This window comes from Arthrobacter sp. 05N33_2 (assembly GCF_056397425.1).
In genome coordinates, this window is the sequence record NZ_JBFTNJ010000001.1 from 442,009 (window position 1) to 457,848 (window position 15,840).

Here is a 15,840-nt window from a genome sequence, read left to right on the forward strand (position 1 = left end):
GCACAGGCAAGTCCCCTCGCCGGTTCCGGGGCGCACTGCACGCCGCTTCAAAGGCACCCACGTTCGCCTGTCCCCACACACGGCGGGTCACAGAGGCCTGAAGGCTGGCGGGCGTTCCCCCGTCGGTGGCTACGGACGGGAATCTCGGGTCTGCTTCGCCGCAGACTGTTTCTGGTCCGCCGACATGTTTCACGTGAAACCAGGCGGTCTGGAGATGTTGGGACGGGATCGGATCCGGTGAACCGTGCGAAATCCGGTCTGTTGTGCGGAATTTGGGTCGGAGCCGGCGGTGCTGGTGCGAGCGCTAGGGCGAGGAACGATGGCCTTCACGGGCGCAGGCCAACGTCCCTGGGGCCGCTCAGCCAAGGTTGGGCCGGGCCTTTCCAGCAGGGAGGCGCAGACCATCAAGCGCATCTTTGCGTCCCACCGACCTCTGTTCCTGCGGAAATGGGCACGCTGAGTCGGTAACCGCAGTGGCTTATCGAAGAGTCCACTATCACTTCGCACCAAGTTGCGATTTATGGACTGCGACTAGGGGTGTTTCACGTGAAACATCGGCGCGGCGGAGGTGGGCGGGAGGAGTCGGCACTCTCGCGACGTGCACACCCGTTTCACGTGAAACATGGGGAGCCTGGAGGTGGGCCGGGCAATTCGGCAGCTGCGACGTACACGCCTGTTTCACGTGAAACAGGGTCCGAACCGGGCGGCCGGTGGCTACGGCCGGTAGTGACTGGCCGGCATTGATCGCCGTTCTTGGGAAACGGGGCGAATGTGTGTGTTAGAGACAGTCGATCGCAGTCCTGGCCACCCGTCGACTGGTCTACTATTTCGCCGCGGACCCGGGTGGCCCCCAACCCTCCCCGGACCCGTGGCGGACGTGCAGGAGCAGTCATGGCGTGTTGCGCTGGCAGGAGGGCGCTGCCCCTGCCCGAACTCGGGGCGGCAGCGGAGTGCGGCACCGCCCTAACGGCAGTATCGGCGGAAGCCTTCCCGTCAGAAAACCACGACCCTGGTATATGTGGGACCTCCACCGTCGACTCCCCCGCGGCGGGCCACGGGTGTACGGAGTGCATTTCGAGTCCGGACTCATCCGAAAGCCGTCCCAAACTTCATGACCCTCAGGAAGTTGGATGTTTCACGTGAAACACGTCCATTACGCGACATGGCGCATTGTGCTTCGTCGAAATTTGGGCAACCAGCCCTCGGCCTACACGCAGGCAACGCAAATCGACCGTGATGTTCTAGTAGGAAACCGCTGTGTCTACGCGTAGGTTCACGCCGCGCACCGAACTGATATGTGGGGGTGCAGCGATCATCATGTTTCACGTGAAACAAGAGGGTGGCGTCCCCTAAGCAACGGCCAAACACCTTCCGTGACTGTCAGCACGAATAGCAGTTCGCCGGCCAAGGGATGGCCCATTTCACAAGCCGGCGGCGGCCAAGGGAATTCTCAGTCAGCAGAACAAAAAACCAATCCCATAGACAACCACCCAAGGTTGCAATACCGGTTATGGCAGATTTAGGGGCTGTCCGCCTAGTGCTACTCCCCGATCGTGGGCCGTGGAGCACAACAAAAAAGTGGCCCCCGCCAGAAGCGGGGGCCACTTTCGGTCAGCCTAGGACAAGACGTCCGCAAATTCCTTCTCGAAGAACTGCTTGGGCCGGGCGCCGATCACGGTGCCCTTGACCTCGCCGCCCTGGAACAGGTACACGGCAGGGATGGAGGTGATGCCGTACTCGGCAGCGATGGCCGGGTTGTCGTCAACGTTCACCTTGACCACATCAACCTTCTCGCCGTACTCGACCGAAATCTCGTCAAGAATCGGACCGAGCTTGCGGCAGGGGCCGCACCATTCGGCCCAGAAATCGACAATGACGGGCTTCTCGGAGGCCAGTACATCAGTGCTGAAGCTGGCGTCCGTTACGTCTTTTGCGTTGCTCATAACCTTTGTCTCTCTTCCGTTGGTTGCTGCGCGCCGGTTAGGCGTGGAAATCTGCGAGGTAGTGCTCGACGTCGAGGGCGGCCACGCACCCGGAACCGGAGGCCGTGATGGCCTGGCGGTAGGTCGGATCAATGACGTCGCCGGCAGCGAAGACGCCCTGGACGCTGGTCTTCGAGGTGCGGCCGTCCACGGCGATGGTTCCCTCTGCGGTCAGCTCGAGTTTGCCCTTGACCAGATCGGTGCGGGGATCGTTGCCGATTGCCACGAATACTCCGGTTACGGCCAGTTCGGATTCCGTGCCGTCCACGAGGTTCTTCAACCGCAATGCGGTGACTTTGTCCTGTCCCAACACGTCTTCCACACCGGTGTTCCACACAAAGTTGATCTTCTCGTGGGCCAAGGCGCGGTCAGCCATGATCTTTGAAGCGCGGAGGGCATCGCGGCGGTGGACCACCGTGACGGACTTGGCGAACTTGGTGAGGAACAGGGCCTCTTCCATGGCGGAGTCGCCGCCGCCAATGACGGCAATGTCTTGATCCTTGAAGAAGAAACCGTCGCAGGTTGCACACCAGCTCACACCGTGGCCCGAAAGCCTCTTCTCGTTCGGCAAGCCGAGCTCGCGGTAGGCCGAACCGGTGGAAAGAATGATGGAACGGGCCTTGAAGGTCTCCCCCGTGCCGATGGTGACGGTCTTGACGTCGCCGTCGAGGTCCAAATCGGTGACGTCCTCAAACTGGATCTCCGTGCCGAAACGGGCAGCCTGCTTCTCGAAGTTCTCCATCAGGTCCGGGCCCATGATGCCGTCGGGGAATCCTGGGTAGTTCTCCACGTCCGTAGTGTTCATCAGTTCGCCGCCGGCCGTAACCGAGCCTGCCAGGAGCAGCGGCTTCAGGTTCGCGCGCGCCGTGTACACCGCTGCGGTGTAGCCCGCCGGGCCGGAGCCGACGATGATGACATCACGTACTTCGGAGGCAGTGTTTTCTGCGTTGCTCACTGAGCGGTGAACCTCTTCCTTTGTCGATGCGCCCGCCTCGATGGCCGGCCACATGGCACAACTATTGCCGGGCATTGAATATTCCGGCCGAAATGGGCGTCACGGAGCAACACCACTACTCAGGGTACCGGTTTGCCGGGGCCGGGGCCGGAGACGGCCCAGGATTACCGGCCATCCGGCGGGCACGGCCTCCGCTGCACGACAGCCGCCTGAGGGCGCAGCGGCAGCCTTAGAGCGCAGCCGCAGCCTTACAGCGCAGCCGCCGCCTTGGGGCGCAGCGGCAGCCGCGCAGGGCCGCTACTGGACTTTGATTTCGGCCAGGCGCAGGCCGTACCCATAGCGGGTCTTGGGTGCGGCCAGCTTCGGAAGCTTCTTGATGGACACGATCACGTACTGCGCCGTGACGGGTTCAGACAGCGGCATGGTCAGGTCCGGTGACGTAAAGCTGTTGCTGCCAATCTGCTTTGCACCGTCCAGGGTCGGCTTGTCATTGGTGAAGACGCTGATGTTGCCACCGGAGGCCCCCAACTGGCTCAGAGTGACGGAAGAGACCTTGGAAGGGTCCTTCAGCTTGACCACGAGCGGAACTTCGGAGGCGAGTCCGCCCCAGTCGTCCGTCGCGAATTCCATGTCTGACCAGAAGCTCGCGCCGTTGCCGTCAAAAGTCTTGACGAGGTCGGAGTCGTAATTTCCGGCGAAATCGAAGTTGCCGAGTCGCGTCACGTCTTCGATGACGGGCGGTCCGGCCGCCGGCGCCTCGGTGGCGGTCGACGACGGCTGCGCGGTGGACGGTTCCGGTGCGCTGGAGGAGGCGGAGGTTGCGGCGTTGGTCTGCGGGCTGCTCTTGAAGAGGCTGCCAAGGTTGGTGACCGCGAAGATCAGGCCGACCACCAGCACGGCAGCCAGGAGCCCGCCCACCAGCCAGCGCATGGAACGCGGCTCCCGGTTGGGCTCGTCCTCGTCTTCGTACTCGTACTCGTCCTCATCCTGGTCGACGGCGGCACGGGCGGAGGCGGGGAAGTTGCCCGGAGCCCGATCCGCCGAGTCGAAGCCGGCAGCAGCCACTCCGGCAGCCGCGGCTGCGCCGCCGTGGTGCTCTCCGCCGCGGTGATCGTCACCGGTGTAGTCGTCGTCGGACCACAAGGAAACTTTTGGTGCCGCGGCGGTTGCCGGCTGCTGCGCTGCCGCTTCGGCCTGGCGGGGCGCGCCGCCGTTCTGGACGGGCTGCGGCGCCGTTGAATGCGCCGCCGTCTCCTGCGGTGCGGTTGTGGGGGCCTTGGGTGCCCTGGCGGCCGCCGCGGCTGCTGCCGCGGCAGCAGGAGCGGAAGCGGGCCGCGACGGTACTCCCGCAGGGGGCGCCGCCGGAGAAGCCGGCGGCTGTGCGTTTGTGCCCTGGGCCTGGCCATAGTTGATGTACCCGGCGTCGACTTCCTCGTCGTCGTAAAGCCCGTCGTAGGTTTCGGGTTCGTGGGAGCGGGCCTGCCCAAAGATCTCGCTGCCCAGCGTGTCCGTGAAGAAGGGTTCGACGTACGGCGGGTTGGAAGAGACCACAAGATCCAGCAGATCCGCCGCCGAGGTGTGGTTGGTGATCAGGTACGTGGTGGCGTCGCTGACGCCAAGATCGAGGATCTGCACGTTTCCGGGGCGTTCGCCCGTGGCCACTTCACGGGCGCTCTGGGCCACCTGGTCGGCGTTGCCCGGGCCTGCGACGAGGATGCTCACGGGGCGGTTGAGCACCTGGTCCACACCGTCCAGCACCAGATCCTGGTCATGTGAGGTCAGTACGGTGGCAGTGACCTTGTAGCGGCCACCGAGTACTGATCCGACATCGATCGGGTGGGACACGGGCTCCTCCTAGACTGTCCGGGACCTGCCGACGTGGTCACTCCGAGAGCGACCGTGTGCCCTCCGGTAAGCCGGTTGACCGCTGGTCCGCAACTTCCCTTGTTAGTCTTCGATCCTAGCCGATGCTCTGTCCAGGCCGCGTGAGTACGGCAGTTCGAAACGGAGCCGGGATCATTTTTTCTTTTTCCCGCCAAACGGGAAGTAGGGGTTGTGGCCGGCCGGCCCCTGGTAGGTGCGGCGGCCCGGCAGGGGAACATCGCCCTTGCCCAAGCCGCCCTGCGCGGTGCTGGGGAGGTCTTCTGCCGGCAGGTAACCGCCCTCCGGGCCCGCGGGACGGCCGTAAGGGAACGAGTCCTCTTCCCTGATGTCGGGACCGGCACGGAACGACTCGGCGTCGAACTCGCCGGAAATTCGCGGAATCAGGCCCGTATCCACCGAGACGGTGGCCCGCTCCGGTGCCCTCCGGACCTCCGCCGCGCCGTCTGCCTGCGGCCCCGTGCCGGGCCCTGCGGCGGTGCTGCGCCGGAGCCGCCCAAGCAGCGGCTGCAGGAGGTCCTGCAGCTCGGTGACCCGGAAGAGCTTCAGCAGCAGGAAATAGGCGGCCAGCATGACGGGACCGACGACGACGATTGTCACCAGGGCGGCGGTCCGGTCGCTCCAGGCGTAGCCGTCCGGGTTGTAGCTGCCCAGCAGCCACAACGCCACAGCTCCGGCGAGGGCGGAACCCAGGGCCGCATACCCCATGCGGATGTAGGAGCTGGCGATGCGGGGCCCGTCGAGGTGTCCCAGGAGCCGGCGCAGGAAGGTCGCGCTGACGATCACGGAAAGGATGTTGCCGGCCGTGTAGAGGATCGCGATGGCGAAGATGATCTGATCGAACGGCAGGAACTGGATCGCGAACGCGGCCGACAGGTTGACCAGCGCCAGGACCAGCTGGATGAAGAACGGCGTCCGTGCGTCCTCATTGGCGTAGAACACCCGCGACATCATGAAGTTGGCGCTCATGAACGGGGTGCTGAGGGCCAGGATCGTGAGGGTTTGGGCCAGCATGACGCCGTCCAGGCGATTGTTGCCGGAGAAGAACATGCCCAGCGGTCCGGCCAGCGCGAAGAGCGCCAGCGCGCCGAAGACGGTTGCCACGGCCATGGTCCGCAGCCCGTGGGAGAGCGCGTTTCGCAGGGCGGCCCGGTCACCGTCCTGGGACGCCCGGGTCATCCGGTTGAACAGCACGGTGGCCAGGGACAGGGCAATGATGGAGTGCGGCAGCAGGTACAGCTGGCTGGCCACCTCCAGCACCGCGTTGCCTGGAATGAAGGCTGCCGCGGGATCCCCGGCCTGCTGGAGGCGGAGCCGTTCCGCGCCCGGGATCGTCGCGATGCGCATGACGTAAAGGAAGGCGAACTGCCCGACGGCGGCGGTCGCCAGGGTCCAGACGCTCAGCTTCGCGGCATGGCCCAGACCGACCCCGCGCCAGCCGAAGCGCGGCCGCAGCCCCAGCCGGAGCCTGAACACGGGGATGAGCAGCACGGCGGTCTGGGTGACGACGCCGATTGTGGAGAACCCGGCGACGAGGATGGTCTGGAACGGGCCCCAGTTGTCGATCGTGTGCGGGTTGGTGGCGTTGGCCCCCATGATGCCGATGAACATGCCCAGCCCGGCGATCGCCACGACGTTGTTGATGATTGGCGCCCACATCGCGGGTCCAAAGGCCCCGTGGGCGTTGAGGACCTGGGTCAGCAGGGCGTACAGGCCGTAGAAGAAGATCTGCGGAAGGCACCAGAACGCGAACGACACCGCGAGGGCCTTCTGCTGCGGCGAGTAGCCCTGGGTGGTCAGTTGAATGACTGACGGCGCCAGGAGCGTGACCAGCAGCGTGAGAACGAGCAGCACCAGCACCGCCAGCGTCAGCAGCCGGCTGATGTAGTCCGCTCCCTTGTCCGGCGCCTTGCTGGCTTTGATGATCTGCGGCACCAGAACAGCATTGAACACCCCGCCGGCCACCAGCAGGAAGATCAGGTTGGGAAGGTTGTTGGCGTTGATGAAAGTGTCGTTGACCGTCGAGCCCAGGCCCAGGGCGGCGGCCAGCATCCAGGTCTTGGCGAAGCCCAGGAAACGCGAAACGAGGGTTCCGGCGGCCATGACGGCGCTGGAACGGGCTTCTCCGGATTGGGCAGCTTTGGAATCGGCGGGGCCGGAGGGTACGGGGGCGGGTTTGGCTGATGACATCGTCTTCATCGTCTCACCCGCGCGGGGCATTAGTCGCTATCCGTGGACGTGACCGGCCGCACCGGCGGCCTTCAGCGGTCTTCCGGCAGGACTTCTTTGGCCAGATCCGCGATGCGGCGTTCGTTGGGGAAGGACAGCTTGCGCGCCAGCTCCTGGATCGGAACCCATGCGACGTCCACGGCTTCCTTGTCCGGATCGTTTTCGATGGTGAGTTCCCCGCCGGTGGCCCGCAACAGGTAGTGGTGCACGGTCTTGTGGACGCGGTGCCCGCTCACGGTGAACCAGTAGTCGATGCTCCCCAGCGGTGCCAGGATCCTGCCTTCGATCCCGGTTTCCTCGGCGATCTCGCGGACCGCGGCTTCCTCGTTGCTTTCCTTGCCTTCCGGGTGGCCCTTCGGCAGGCACCACTCGAGACGTCCGCCGCGGTTAAGGCGCGCGATGATCGCTACCCGCAGGTCGGCGTCGGACATGTCCACCACGACGCCGCCGGCGGAGATTTCCTCCACGGTGGGCAGGGAGGCCTGGCCCGTGTGCTGGACAGGCGCGACGTTGGCACCTATTGCCGACGGCAACGGTGCGTTTGTCCTCCTGCCGGGAGCGCTCGGTACGGGATGGGCCATGAGGTCCACTCTAACGACTCTTGCCCGCTGTTGATGACCTAAACATGGCCGGAAAGTAGACGGCCGGGAAAGTCGGCCCGCGCCGGTTCGTGCGCAATCGTGACGAACCCGCCGGATCCTTGCGGGTTCCGGTGTGGTGCTGGCGCGGTTTTCTGACAAGCTTAAGTAACTATGGCGCACGCACATCACAAGACTGACTCCCACACCGTTTCTTTCCAGGTGGATCCGGTGGTTCTGGAGCTCGGGCAGCGCTTCGTGGACGCCGGCCACGAGCTGTCCCTCGTGGGCGGGCCGGTCCGTGACCTTTTTCTTGGCCGGGTCTCGCCCGACCTGGACTTCACCACTGACGCCACTCCGGACCAGACGGTTGCCCTGATCAAGAAATGGGCGGACAACTACTGGGAGATCGGGCGCGCCTTCGGCACCATCGGGATGCGCAAGGACGACTTCCAGATCGAAATCACCACCTACCGGGCCGACGCCTACGATCCGGAGTCCCGCAAGCCGATAGTGGCCTTCGGAACATCCCTGACGGATGACCTGTTGCGGCGGGACTTCACCATCAATGCCATGGCCCTGCGGCTGCCCATGCTGGAGCTCGTCGATCCTTTCGGCGGCGTCCGCGACCTGCACGCCTCGATCCTCAATACGCCCGGGCCGCCGGAAACGTCCTTCTCCGACGACCCCCTGCGCATGATGCGCGCCGCGAGGTTCGCGGCCCAACTGGGGGTGTCGCTGCACGCAGACGTCCGCGAGGCCATGGTCCGGATGGCTGAACGGATCAGCATCATCTCGGCCGAACGCGTGCGCGATGAACTGATCAAGCTCATCTGCGCCGCGCAGCCGCGGGCCGGCGTGGACCTGCTGGTCGATACCGGACTCGCGGACCTGGTGCTGCCGGAAGTCTCGGCCCTGCGCCTGGAATCCGATGAACACCACCGCCACAAGGACGTCTACCAGCACTCGCTGCAGGTCCTGGAACAGGCAGCAGCGCTGGAGTCGAAGGCGGACGGCCCGGTTCCCGGCCCGGACTTCGTGTTGCGGTTCGCCGCCCTCATGCACGACGTCGGCAAGCCGGCCACGCGCCGCTTTGAACCGGGCGGCGCAGTGAGCTTCCGCCACCACGACATGGTGGGCGCCAAGCTGACCGCCAAGCGCATGAAGGCGCTGCGCTTCGACAACGACACCATCAAGGCCGTGGCCAGGCTTGTGGAGCTGCACATGCGCTTTTACGGCTACGGTGAGGCCGGCTGGAGCGATTCCGCGGTCCGCCGCTACATCACCGACGCCGGTCCCCTCCTGGAGCGCCTGCACCGGCTCACCCGCTCCGACGTCACCACCCGGAACCAGCGCAAGGCGGACCGGCTGTCCTTCGCCTACGACGACCTCGAGGACAGGATTGCGGCGCTGCGGGAGCAGGAGTCCCTCGACGCCGTCCGCCCGGACCTGGACGGCGGCCGGATTATGGCGCTGCTTGGTCTCAAGCCCGGTCCCGTGGTGGGCCGCGCCTACAAATTCCTGCTGGAAGAACGCATGGAGCACGGCCCGCTCGATCCCGCCGTCGCCGAATCCCGCCTGCGGGACTGGTGGGCGGCACAGCCCGAGGCGGCGCCCGCCGGCGCCGAACTCTCCACCACTGAGGAGTCCTAAGTGATTGCACCATCCAACGGCCCCCGCCCCCAACTGTGGATCCTGCGGCACGGTGAAACAGAGTGGTCCAAGAGCGGGCAATACACCGGTCTCACGGACATGCCCCTCACGGTGGAAGGCGAGCAGCAGGCCGTGGAGGCGCGCAGGGTGCTCGAGACAGTCGACTTCGACCTCGTACTGACCTCACCCCTGCGCCGCGCCCGCCGGACCGCCGAACTCGCCGGCTACCCCGACGCCCAGTTGGAGCCGCTGGCGGTGGAGTGGGACTACGGCGACTACGAGGGCATCAGCTCGGACCTCATCCGCAAGGACAACCCCGAATACCTGATCTGGACGCACGGCGTGCCCAATGGTGAAGCGCTCGACGACGTCGCCGCCCGCGCGGACAAGATCGTGGCCCGGGTGCTCGAATCGGGCCTGGACAATGTGCTGATCGTAGCGCACGGGCATTTCTCCCGCATCCTGACCGCCCGGTGGCTCGGATTGGACCCCCGCGAGGGCCGGCATTTCGTGTTGGGGACCGCCAAAGTCTGCACACTGGGATGGGATAAGAAGACACCGGCAATCGTGCGCTGGGGACTCTAAAACCGGTTTTTAAAACAAAGTTAAAAAAAGTTTATGAATTCGGTAGGCAACTGCCGCATTCGTAGTGTATTTTTATTTCTGACCCCAAGGCGACTTGCCGGGGTCACGGCGCGCGTCGCCCGGCCTGTCAGCCGGAGCCACGGCAGAACAGAAAAGGAGGTTGGGAAAATGATGATTACTTTGACTAGCGGATGGATGTACTCCACCACCGCCAACCCGGCCTCGTTCGCTGACCCGCGCCCAAATGTCGGACTGACTGTTTCCTGACCGCTTTCCCGTCCCAGGCAATGCAGCCTGGGACCCGCGGCAGTTGGCCTTCCATGACGGAAAGCCGAATGACGGCAGCCTGAACAGGCGGAACCACGCGGTTGCGCAGCCTCCCCATAGTTCGGAACCCAGCTTCTTGTTGGGGTTTCGGCGCTACCGCGTCCAGGGGCCATTCTCCATCGAATAACTATTTCCTATCCGGAATTCCGGCCTAATTAAGGCCGGGGATTTTCGGGCTAATTGCCACGCCCGGAACCGGTTATTCGAATTCCCTGCATCCAGCGCTCTATTTGTCGCGCCCAAAATACGGCGGCCCGTTTCATCCGCCCATTCCTGCTGCCTCCTGTTCGCCCCATTGAACCAAGGCGGCTCAATCCCCACCAACGAAAGGTCCCTGTGACTACCGCAACCACCGCTCCTGCCCACCGCACAGCCCTGCCCGCCACCAGGGCGCGCCGATCGAGTCCCCGAGGGGAGGTAAGAACCATGATGAACAAGCTCTATACGGTCCTGTTCCGAAAGCTGAGCCGCAGGGAGTCGACACGCTTCAACGGCCAACTCCTGGACCAAAGGCGGGACGACACGTTCCTCGCCATGCATCAGGCCGGCCTGATTCGCTGACGCCCGATCTGCTGACGGCCGGACATTTCCGCCACCGGCGCATGGACTAGTCCCGTGCAGGGGCGGAGCCCGTTGCCGGCAGGACTGTCCGCAGCGAAGGAGGACCTGATGACTGACATTGGAACCGATCCCAGGGAGCCCGTGCGTCGCCGCACGGGCTCCCCCTTTTAAGCATCCCTTCGTGGCCAGCCGTTGTGGCGGCTCCGATACGACGTGCCAGCGAAGACCGCGGCGCGGCACGGGTCAATGTCCCCCGGTAAGCTCAAGGTCATGCAGGAGACAAAGCCGCCGGAGCGCAAACGGGTCCGATTGGTCATCCCGAGCCGCAGCGACCCTTTTCTCCGAAACTTCACGGAACTGGTAGGCGGTCCCTTGGGCCACCGCTCGGCGCCCGGGATCGTTTCGCCGGGATTCTTTACGGTGGATCGTGTTCTGGTCATCCTCACTGTCCTCGCCGCCCTGGCCGGGATTCTGCTCAAGAACTTCTGCCGCACCAACGGCTGGGAAACACCCGGGCAGTTCTACGCCACGTGCTACTCGGACTTTCCGGAGCTGTTCCGCAACCGCGGCCTCGGCGATGGCGCCTTCCCCTTCATTACCCCGGGAAGCCTCTTCGAGTACCCCGTGCTGATGGGTTTGATTGCGGGTGCCACCGCACTTCTGGTGCCCGGCGCCGGCACCGACGATCCCCGCGTCCTTGGCTACTTCGACGTCAACGCCACCTTGATCGCCGCCGTCTGGATCATCACCGTGCTGGCCACGGCGCGGACGAACCGCCGGCGGTCCTGGGACGCGGCGATGGTTGCCCTCGCCCCCGGCATTGTCCTGGCGGGCGTCATTAACTGGGACATGTGGGCCGTGTGCATGCTGGCTCTTGGCATGTACTTCTTTGCGCGGAACAAGCTCGTCCTCGCCGGGATCTTCATCGGCCTGGGCACGGCCACCAAGCTCTACCCGCTGTTGATCCTCGGCGCCGTCCTGCTGCTGGCGCTCCGGAGCGGGCGCATCCGGGCGCTGCTGATCACGGCCGGTGCCGCAACCGCGGCCTGGCTGGCGGTCAACGTCCCGGCAGCCGCGGCAAATCCGGACGGCTGGAAGTACTTCTACCAGTTCACGCAGGAGCGGCCGGCGGGCTACAGCTCGCCCTGGTTCGCCTACAACCTGGTGGCCGCCCGGCTGGGCTGGAATCCGCTTGAGGCCGCGGCCATCAACTCCCTGGCACTGGACCTGTTTCTCCTGGCCTGCATCCTGATTGCGGTCCTGGCACTGACGGCACCCCGCCGGCCGAGGATCGCGCAGCTGGCGTTCCTGATCGTGGCCGCGTTCATCCTGACCAACAAGGTGTACTCCCCCCAGTTCGTGTTGTGGCTGATCCCCCTGATCGCCCTTGCCCGGCCCCGCTGGCGTGACTTCGTCATCTGGCAAGCCATCGAAGCGCTGCACTGGGGCGCCATCTGGATGTACCTCGGGCAGGCAACCAGCGGCGGCTCGACCCAGCACAACATCGACATGCCCTACTACGTCCTGGCCGTGGTTGCCCACATGCTCGCCACCGCGTACCTGATGGCCCGTGTCGCCTGGGACATCTGGGATCCGTCCAGCGACGTGATCCGCCGCCACCGCATCGATGATCCGCATGGCGGCCCCTTCGACGGTGCACCGGACTGGCTGCGGATTGATCTGCGCCGGCCCGCGGCGTCCCTGGTGCCGTGGCGGAAGCGTGCCGTGGCGGAAAGCCACAGCGCATGACTGACGTCGCCGTCGTCGGTTCCGGCCCCAACGGGCTGGCCGCGGCGGTGACCATGGCGCGGGCCGGACTCAAAGTCCACGTGTTCGAGGCGGCCGCCACACCCGGCGGCGGACTGCGCACCGCCGAACTGATGGAACCGGGCCACTTCCACGACGTCTGTTCGGCCGTGCACCCCATGGTTCTGGCCTCACCCTTTTTCCGCCGGTTCGAGCTGTCCAGGCGCGTGCCCCTGGAGGTGCCCGAGCTCTCGTACGGATCCCCGCTCGACGGCGGCCGCGCGGCGCTGGCCTACCGTTCCCTGGACCGCACCGTTGCGGAACTCGGGAGGGACGGCGCCGCCTACCGCCAGCTCATGGAGCCCCTCGTGCGGCGGATGGAGGGCGTCGCGGACCTCACCCTGAACCAGCTGCTGCGGATTCCGGCAGATCCCCTGGCCGCCGCCGCGTTCGGCCTCCGGGCGCTCGAACAAGGCTCGCCGCTGTGGAATGCGAGGTTCAGCCAGGACCTGGCTCCCGCACTGCTGAGCGGCGTCGCCGCTCATGCCGTGGCGCCGCTGCCCTCGATCACCGCCGCCGGCGCCGGGCTGATGCTGGGCGCCCTGGGCCATGCCGGCGGCTGGCCGGTTCCGCGCGGCGGATCGGCCGCGATTGCCCGGGCGCTGACCGCTGACATCGAGGCCCATGGCGGGGTGGTCGAGACCGGCAGGCGGATCACATCGCTCGCGGAGCTGCCGCCGGCCCGGGCCACGCTGCTGGATGTGGCACCCCCCGCGCTGCTGCACCTGGCGGAGGGCCGGCTCCCGTCGCGCTATAGGAGCGCCCTGGCGTCCTTCCGCTTCGGGAACGCTTCCTGCAAGGTCGATTTCATCCTCTCCGGACCGGTGCCGTGGGCGGCGGACGGCCTCGCCGATGCCGGGACGGTGCACGTGGGCGGCACCCGGGCGGAAACCGCCGAAGCGGAACGCCTGGTCGCCTCGGGACGGCATCCGGACCGGCCCTACGTGCTGGTATCCCAGCCCTCGCGTTTTGATGCCGGCCGCGCGCCGGCCGGCCGGCACATCCTGTGGACCTATTGCCACGTTCCGGCCGGTTCCACCGTGGACATGAGCGATGCGGTCATGGCGCAACTGGAGCGCTTCGCGCCCGGGTTCCGGGATGTGGTGGTGCAGTTCAAGGTGACCACGGCCGCAGGGCTGGCGGCGTACGACGAGAACTTCGTCGGTGGGGACTTCGGCGCAGGCCGCATGGACCGTTGGGGCATGTTGCGGCGGCCGGTGCTGAGCCCGGTGCCCTGGCGGACGCCGCTGCCAGGGGTGTACTTGTGCTCGTCGTCGACCCCGCCCGGTCCCGGCGTCACCGGGATGCCCGGCTTCCACGCCGCCCGGCATGCCCTCAAGGACATGTTCGGTCTCGGCGTCCCGGACCTCGGATACCGGGTCCCCTAGCCGCTAGCCCCGACGCGGCGCCGCAACGGCCGCCGTCGCCGCCCTGGCGGACAGCCGTCCGTCGCGCATGCTCGCGACGGCGTCGGTGAGCGGCACGAAATCGGTGTCGTGGGTGACCATGACCGTTGCCACGCTGAACTCGTCGGTGACCTGCCGCAGCAGCCGGACGATTGCTTCGCTGCGCTGGTGGTCAAGGGCTGCCGTCGGCTCGTCCACCAGCAGCACGGCAGGGTTGCCCATGAGTGCCCGGGCAATGTTGACGCGCTGGCGCTGGCCGCCGGAGAGCTGGTGCGGCCGTTTCGCCAGGGCATGCCCGAGGCCGACAAGGTCCAGCAGAGCCGCGGCGCGTTCCCCGGCCGCCCGCGCCGTCCCGCCGCGCAGGCGCTGGGTGATCACGAGCTGCTCGACCGCGGTGAGGGAGGGCAGGAGGTTGGGCTGCTGGAAGATGATGCCGATCTTGTCCCGCCGCAGTGCGGTGCGGCCGGAGTCGGGCAATCCGCCGGCGTCCTCGCCGTCGACCACCACCAGGCCGGCGGTGGGCCGGACCAGGGTGGCGGCGACGGCCAGCAGGGACGACTTGCCGGACCCCGAGGGGCCGATCAGGGACACGAATTCGCCTGCGTTCACCTTGAGGCTCACGGAGTCCAGGGCCTTGAGGGTGCCGTCTCCGTCCGGGTACTCCAGGGTGACGTTGACGAGGTTCAGGGCGGTGTTGTTCAGGGTTGAATTCACGAGATATGCCTTTCTAGGAATATATGGGGCGGGCCGGGGCTGCTCAGTTGCCGCCGAGGGCGATGAGCGGATCGACGCGGGCCACGCTGCGGACCGCGAGGGCTGCCCCAGCCAGGCCCAGGAGCACGATTCCGGCGACGGGCAGCAGCGTTGTCCAAGGCGTGAGGAGGAACGGTGCCGCCTGCGACGCGAGGACTCCACCGGCCACACCGGCCAGCCCGCCGGCCACCGCGCCGGCCAGCAGGACCAGGGCCGCCTGCGCCATGGCGTCCCGGAGGATGTAGCGGGCGGACCCGCCCAGTGCCTTCAGAACGGCGATGTCCCGGGTGCGCTGGACCGTCCAGACCGTCAGGAAGGCAACAATCACGAGGGCTGAGATGCCGTAAAGGAAGGCCTGCATGAACAGCAGCGAGCCGTTCTCGCTCTTGTACGAGCCGAGGGCCTGGAAAGACCCTTCGATCGTGGTGCTGACGGTTCCCGCGGCGGTATTGGCGGCACCGAGATCCACCCCTGTACCGGACGTGGAGTCGAATGTCACGGCCAGCACCGTCGCGGCGTCCGCGTCTTGGATATGGGCCAGCTTCTGCCAGTCGGCCAGCGTGGTCCACACGACGCCGGTGTGGGAATACCACTGCTCCGGCACGACCGCCGTCACCACGAGGTCGGCGCCGCCCACCGAGGCGTGGCTGCCGATGCTGAGCTCCAGGTCCTCCGCCAGTCCAGCTCCGACGGCGATGGTTCCCTCTGCCAGCGGGGCGGGAGCCAGGCCTGCGCCGGGCTCGGTGCCGAAGACCGCAACGCTTGCCGTGCGTGCCGGCACGCCTCCGGCGCCGAGTGCCTGGAAGCGGCTCTGGCTGATCCCAACGGCGTCGGCGCGGGCGACGCCGTCGCGCGCCGACCACAGGCCCTGTTGGGCGCGCGTGACCTCGGATTCGGTAAACGAGGCCTTGGGTTCGCTCCCGGCCGGGGCGCCGAAGACCAGCTGGTCGGCCGGGAGGGCGGCGAGGGCCGACGTCGACTGGTTTCCGAGGCCGGCCGTCAGTCCGGAAAGCATGACGAGCAGGAGGGTAATGAGGGCGACGACCGCACCCATCAGGGCGAACCGTCCCTTGGCAAAGCGGATATCGCGGATGGCGAGATACATGGTGTCCTTCGTGGTGTCG

The 15,840-nt window shown here is 66.3% G+C and carries 12 protein-coding genes; 5 read left to right on the forward strand and 7 right to left on the reverse strand.

The genetic code is table 11. The features are described 5' to 3' along the window. Positions 1–1,616: 1,616 nt before the first annotated feature. The 5 genes from trxA to AC1DHX_RS02075 form a co-directional block, all read right to left on the reverse strand. Positions 1,617–1,943, reverse strand: a complete 327-nt coding sequence (trxA, locus tag AC1DHX_RS02055) for a thioredoxin (protein ID WP_223914875.1) — start codon at positions 1,941–1,943, stop codon at positions 1,617–1,619. A 37-nt stretch (positions 1,944–1,980) separates the two neighbouring features. Beyond that, positions 1,981–2,937, reverse strand: coding sequence for a thioredoxin-disulfide reductase (gene trxB, locus AC1DHX_RS02060; protein WP_028277980.1), 957 nt, complete (start codon positions 2,935–2,937; stop codon positions 1,981–1,983). 297 nt (positions 2,938–3,234) lie between these two features. Then, on the reverse strand, positions 3,235–4,782 hold the full coding sequence (locus AC1DHX_RS02065) for an ABC transporter substrate-binding protein (protein WP_476859641.1): 1,548 nt from the start codon (positions 4,780–4,782) through the stop codon (positions 3,235–3,237). A 171-nt stretch (positions 4,783–4,953) separates the two neighbouring features. Then, positions 4,954–7,017 carry a murein biosynthesis integral membrane protein MurJ gene (gene murJ, locus AC1DHX_RS02070; RefSeq protein ID WP_476859687.1) on the reverse strand — a complete coding sequence of 688 codons (2,064 nt, stop codon included), beginning with the start codon at positions 7,015–7,017 and terminating at the stop codon, positions 4,954–4,956. Between the two features lie 62 nt (positions 7,018–7,079). Then, the gene (locus AC1DHX_RS02075; RefSeq protein ID WP_223914878.1) at positions 7,080–7,628 is read right to left on the reverse strand and encodes an NUDIX hydrolase; all 549 of its coding nucleotides are present in this window, start codon (positions 7,626–7,628) and stop codon (positions 7,080–7,082) included. Between the two features lie 171 nt (positions 7,629–7,799). Between AC1DHX_RS02075 and AC1DHX_RS02080 the strand changes: the two genes are divergently transcribed. The 5 genes from AC1DHX_RS02080 to AC1DHX_RS02100 all read left to right on the forward strand — a co-directional run bounded on the left by AC1DHX_RS02080 (position 7,800) and on the right by AC1DHX_RS02100 (position 13,945). Further along, positions 7,800–9,278, forward strand: a complete 1,479-nt coding sequence (locus AC1DHX_RS02080) for a CCA tRNA nucleotidyltransferase (protein ID WP_223914879.1) — start codon at positions 7,800–7,802, stop codon at positions 9,276–9,278. After that, on the forward strand, positions 9,279–9,863 hold the full coding sequence (locus AC1DHX_RS02085) for a histidine phosphatase family protein (protein WP_028277661.1): 585 nt from the start codon (positions 9,279–9,281) through the stop codon (positions 9,861–9,863). 753 nt (positions 9,864–10,616) lie between these two features. Next, on the forward strand, positions 10,617–10,751 hold the full coding sequence (locus AC1DHX_RS02090; protein WP_263407439.1) for a hypothetical protein: 135 nt from the start codon (positions 10,617–10,619) through the stop codon (positions 10,749–10,751). A gap of 270 nt (positions 10,752–11,021) precedes the next feature. Beyond that, complete coding sequence (locus AC1DHX_RS02095) at positions 11,022–12,500, forward strand: glycosyltransferase family 87 protein (protein WP_476850699.1); 1,479 nt, start codon at positions 11,022–11,024, stop codon at positions 12,498–12,500. Next, positions 12,497–13,945 carry a phytoene desaturase family protein gene (locus AC1DHX_RS02100; RefSeq protein WP_476859640.1) on the forward strand — a complete coding sequence of 483 codons (1,449 nt, stop codon included), beginning with the start codon at positions 12,497–12,499 and terminating at the stop codon, positions 13,943–13,945. The genes AC1DHX_RS02095 and AC1DHX_RS02100 overlap by 4 nt, the downstream gene beginning before the upstream one ends. A gap of 3 nt (positions 13,946–13,948) precedes the next feature. On the opposite strand, the gene AC1DHX_RS02105 is transcribed toward AC1DHX_RS02100, so the two are convergent. Together AC1DHX_RS02105 and AC1DHX_RS02110 are read right to left on the reverse strand one after the other, a co-directional pair. After that, the gene (locus AC1DHX_RS02105; RefSeq protein ID WP_476859639.1) at positions 13,949–14,677 is read right to left on the reverse strand and encodes an ABC transporter ATP-binding protein; all 729 of its coding nucleotides are present in this window, start codon (positions 14,675–14,677) and stop codon (positions 13,949–13,951) included. 43 nt (positions 14,678–14,720) lie between these two features. Beyond that, positions 14,721–15,821 (reverse strand): FtsX-like permease family protein, encoded by a 1,101-nt coding sequence (locus tag AC1DHX_RS02110; protein ID WP_476859638.1) that lies wholly within the window; start codon positions 15,819–15,821, stop codon positions 14,721–14,723. Between the last annotated feature and the right edge of the window lie 19 nt (positions 15,822–15,840).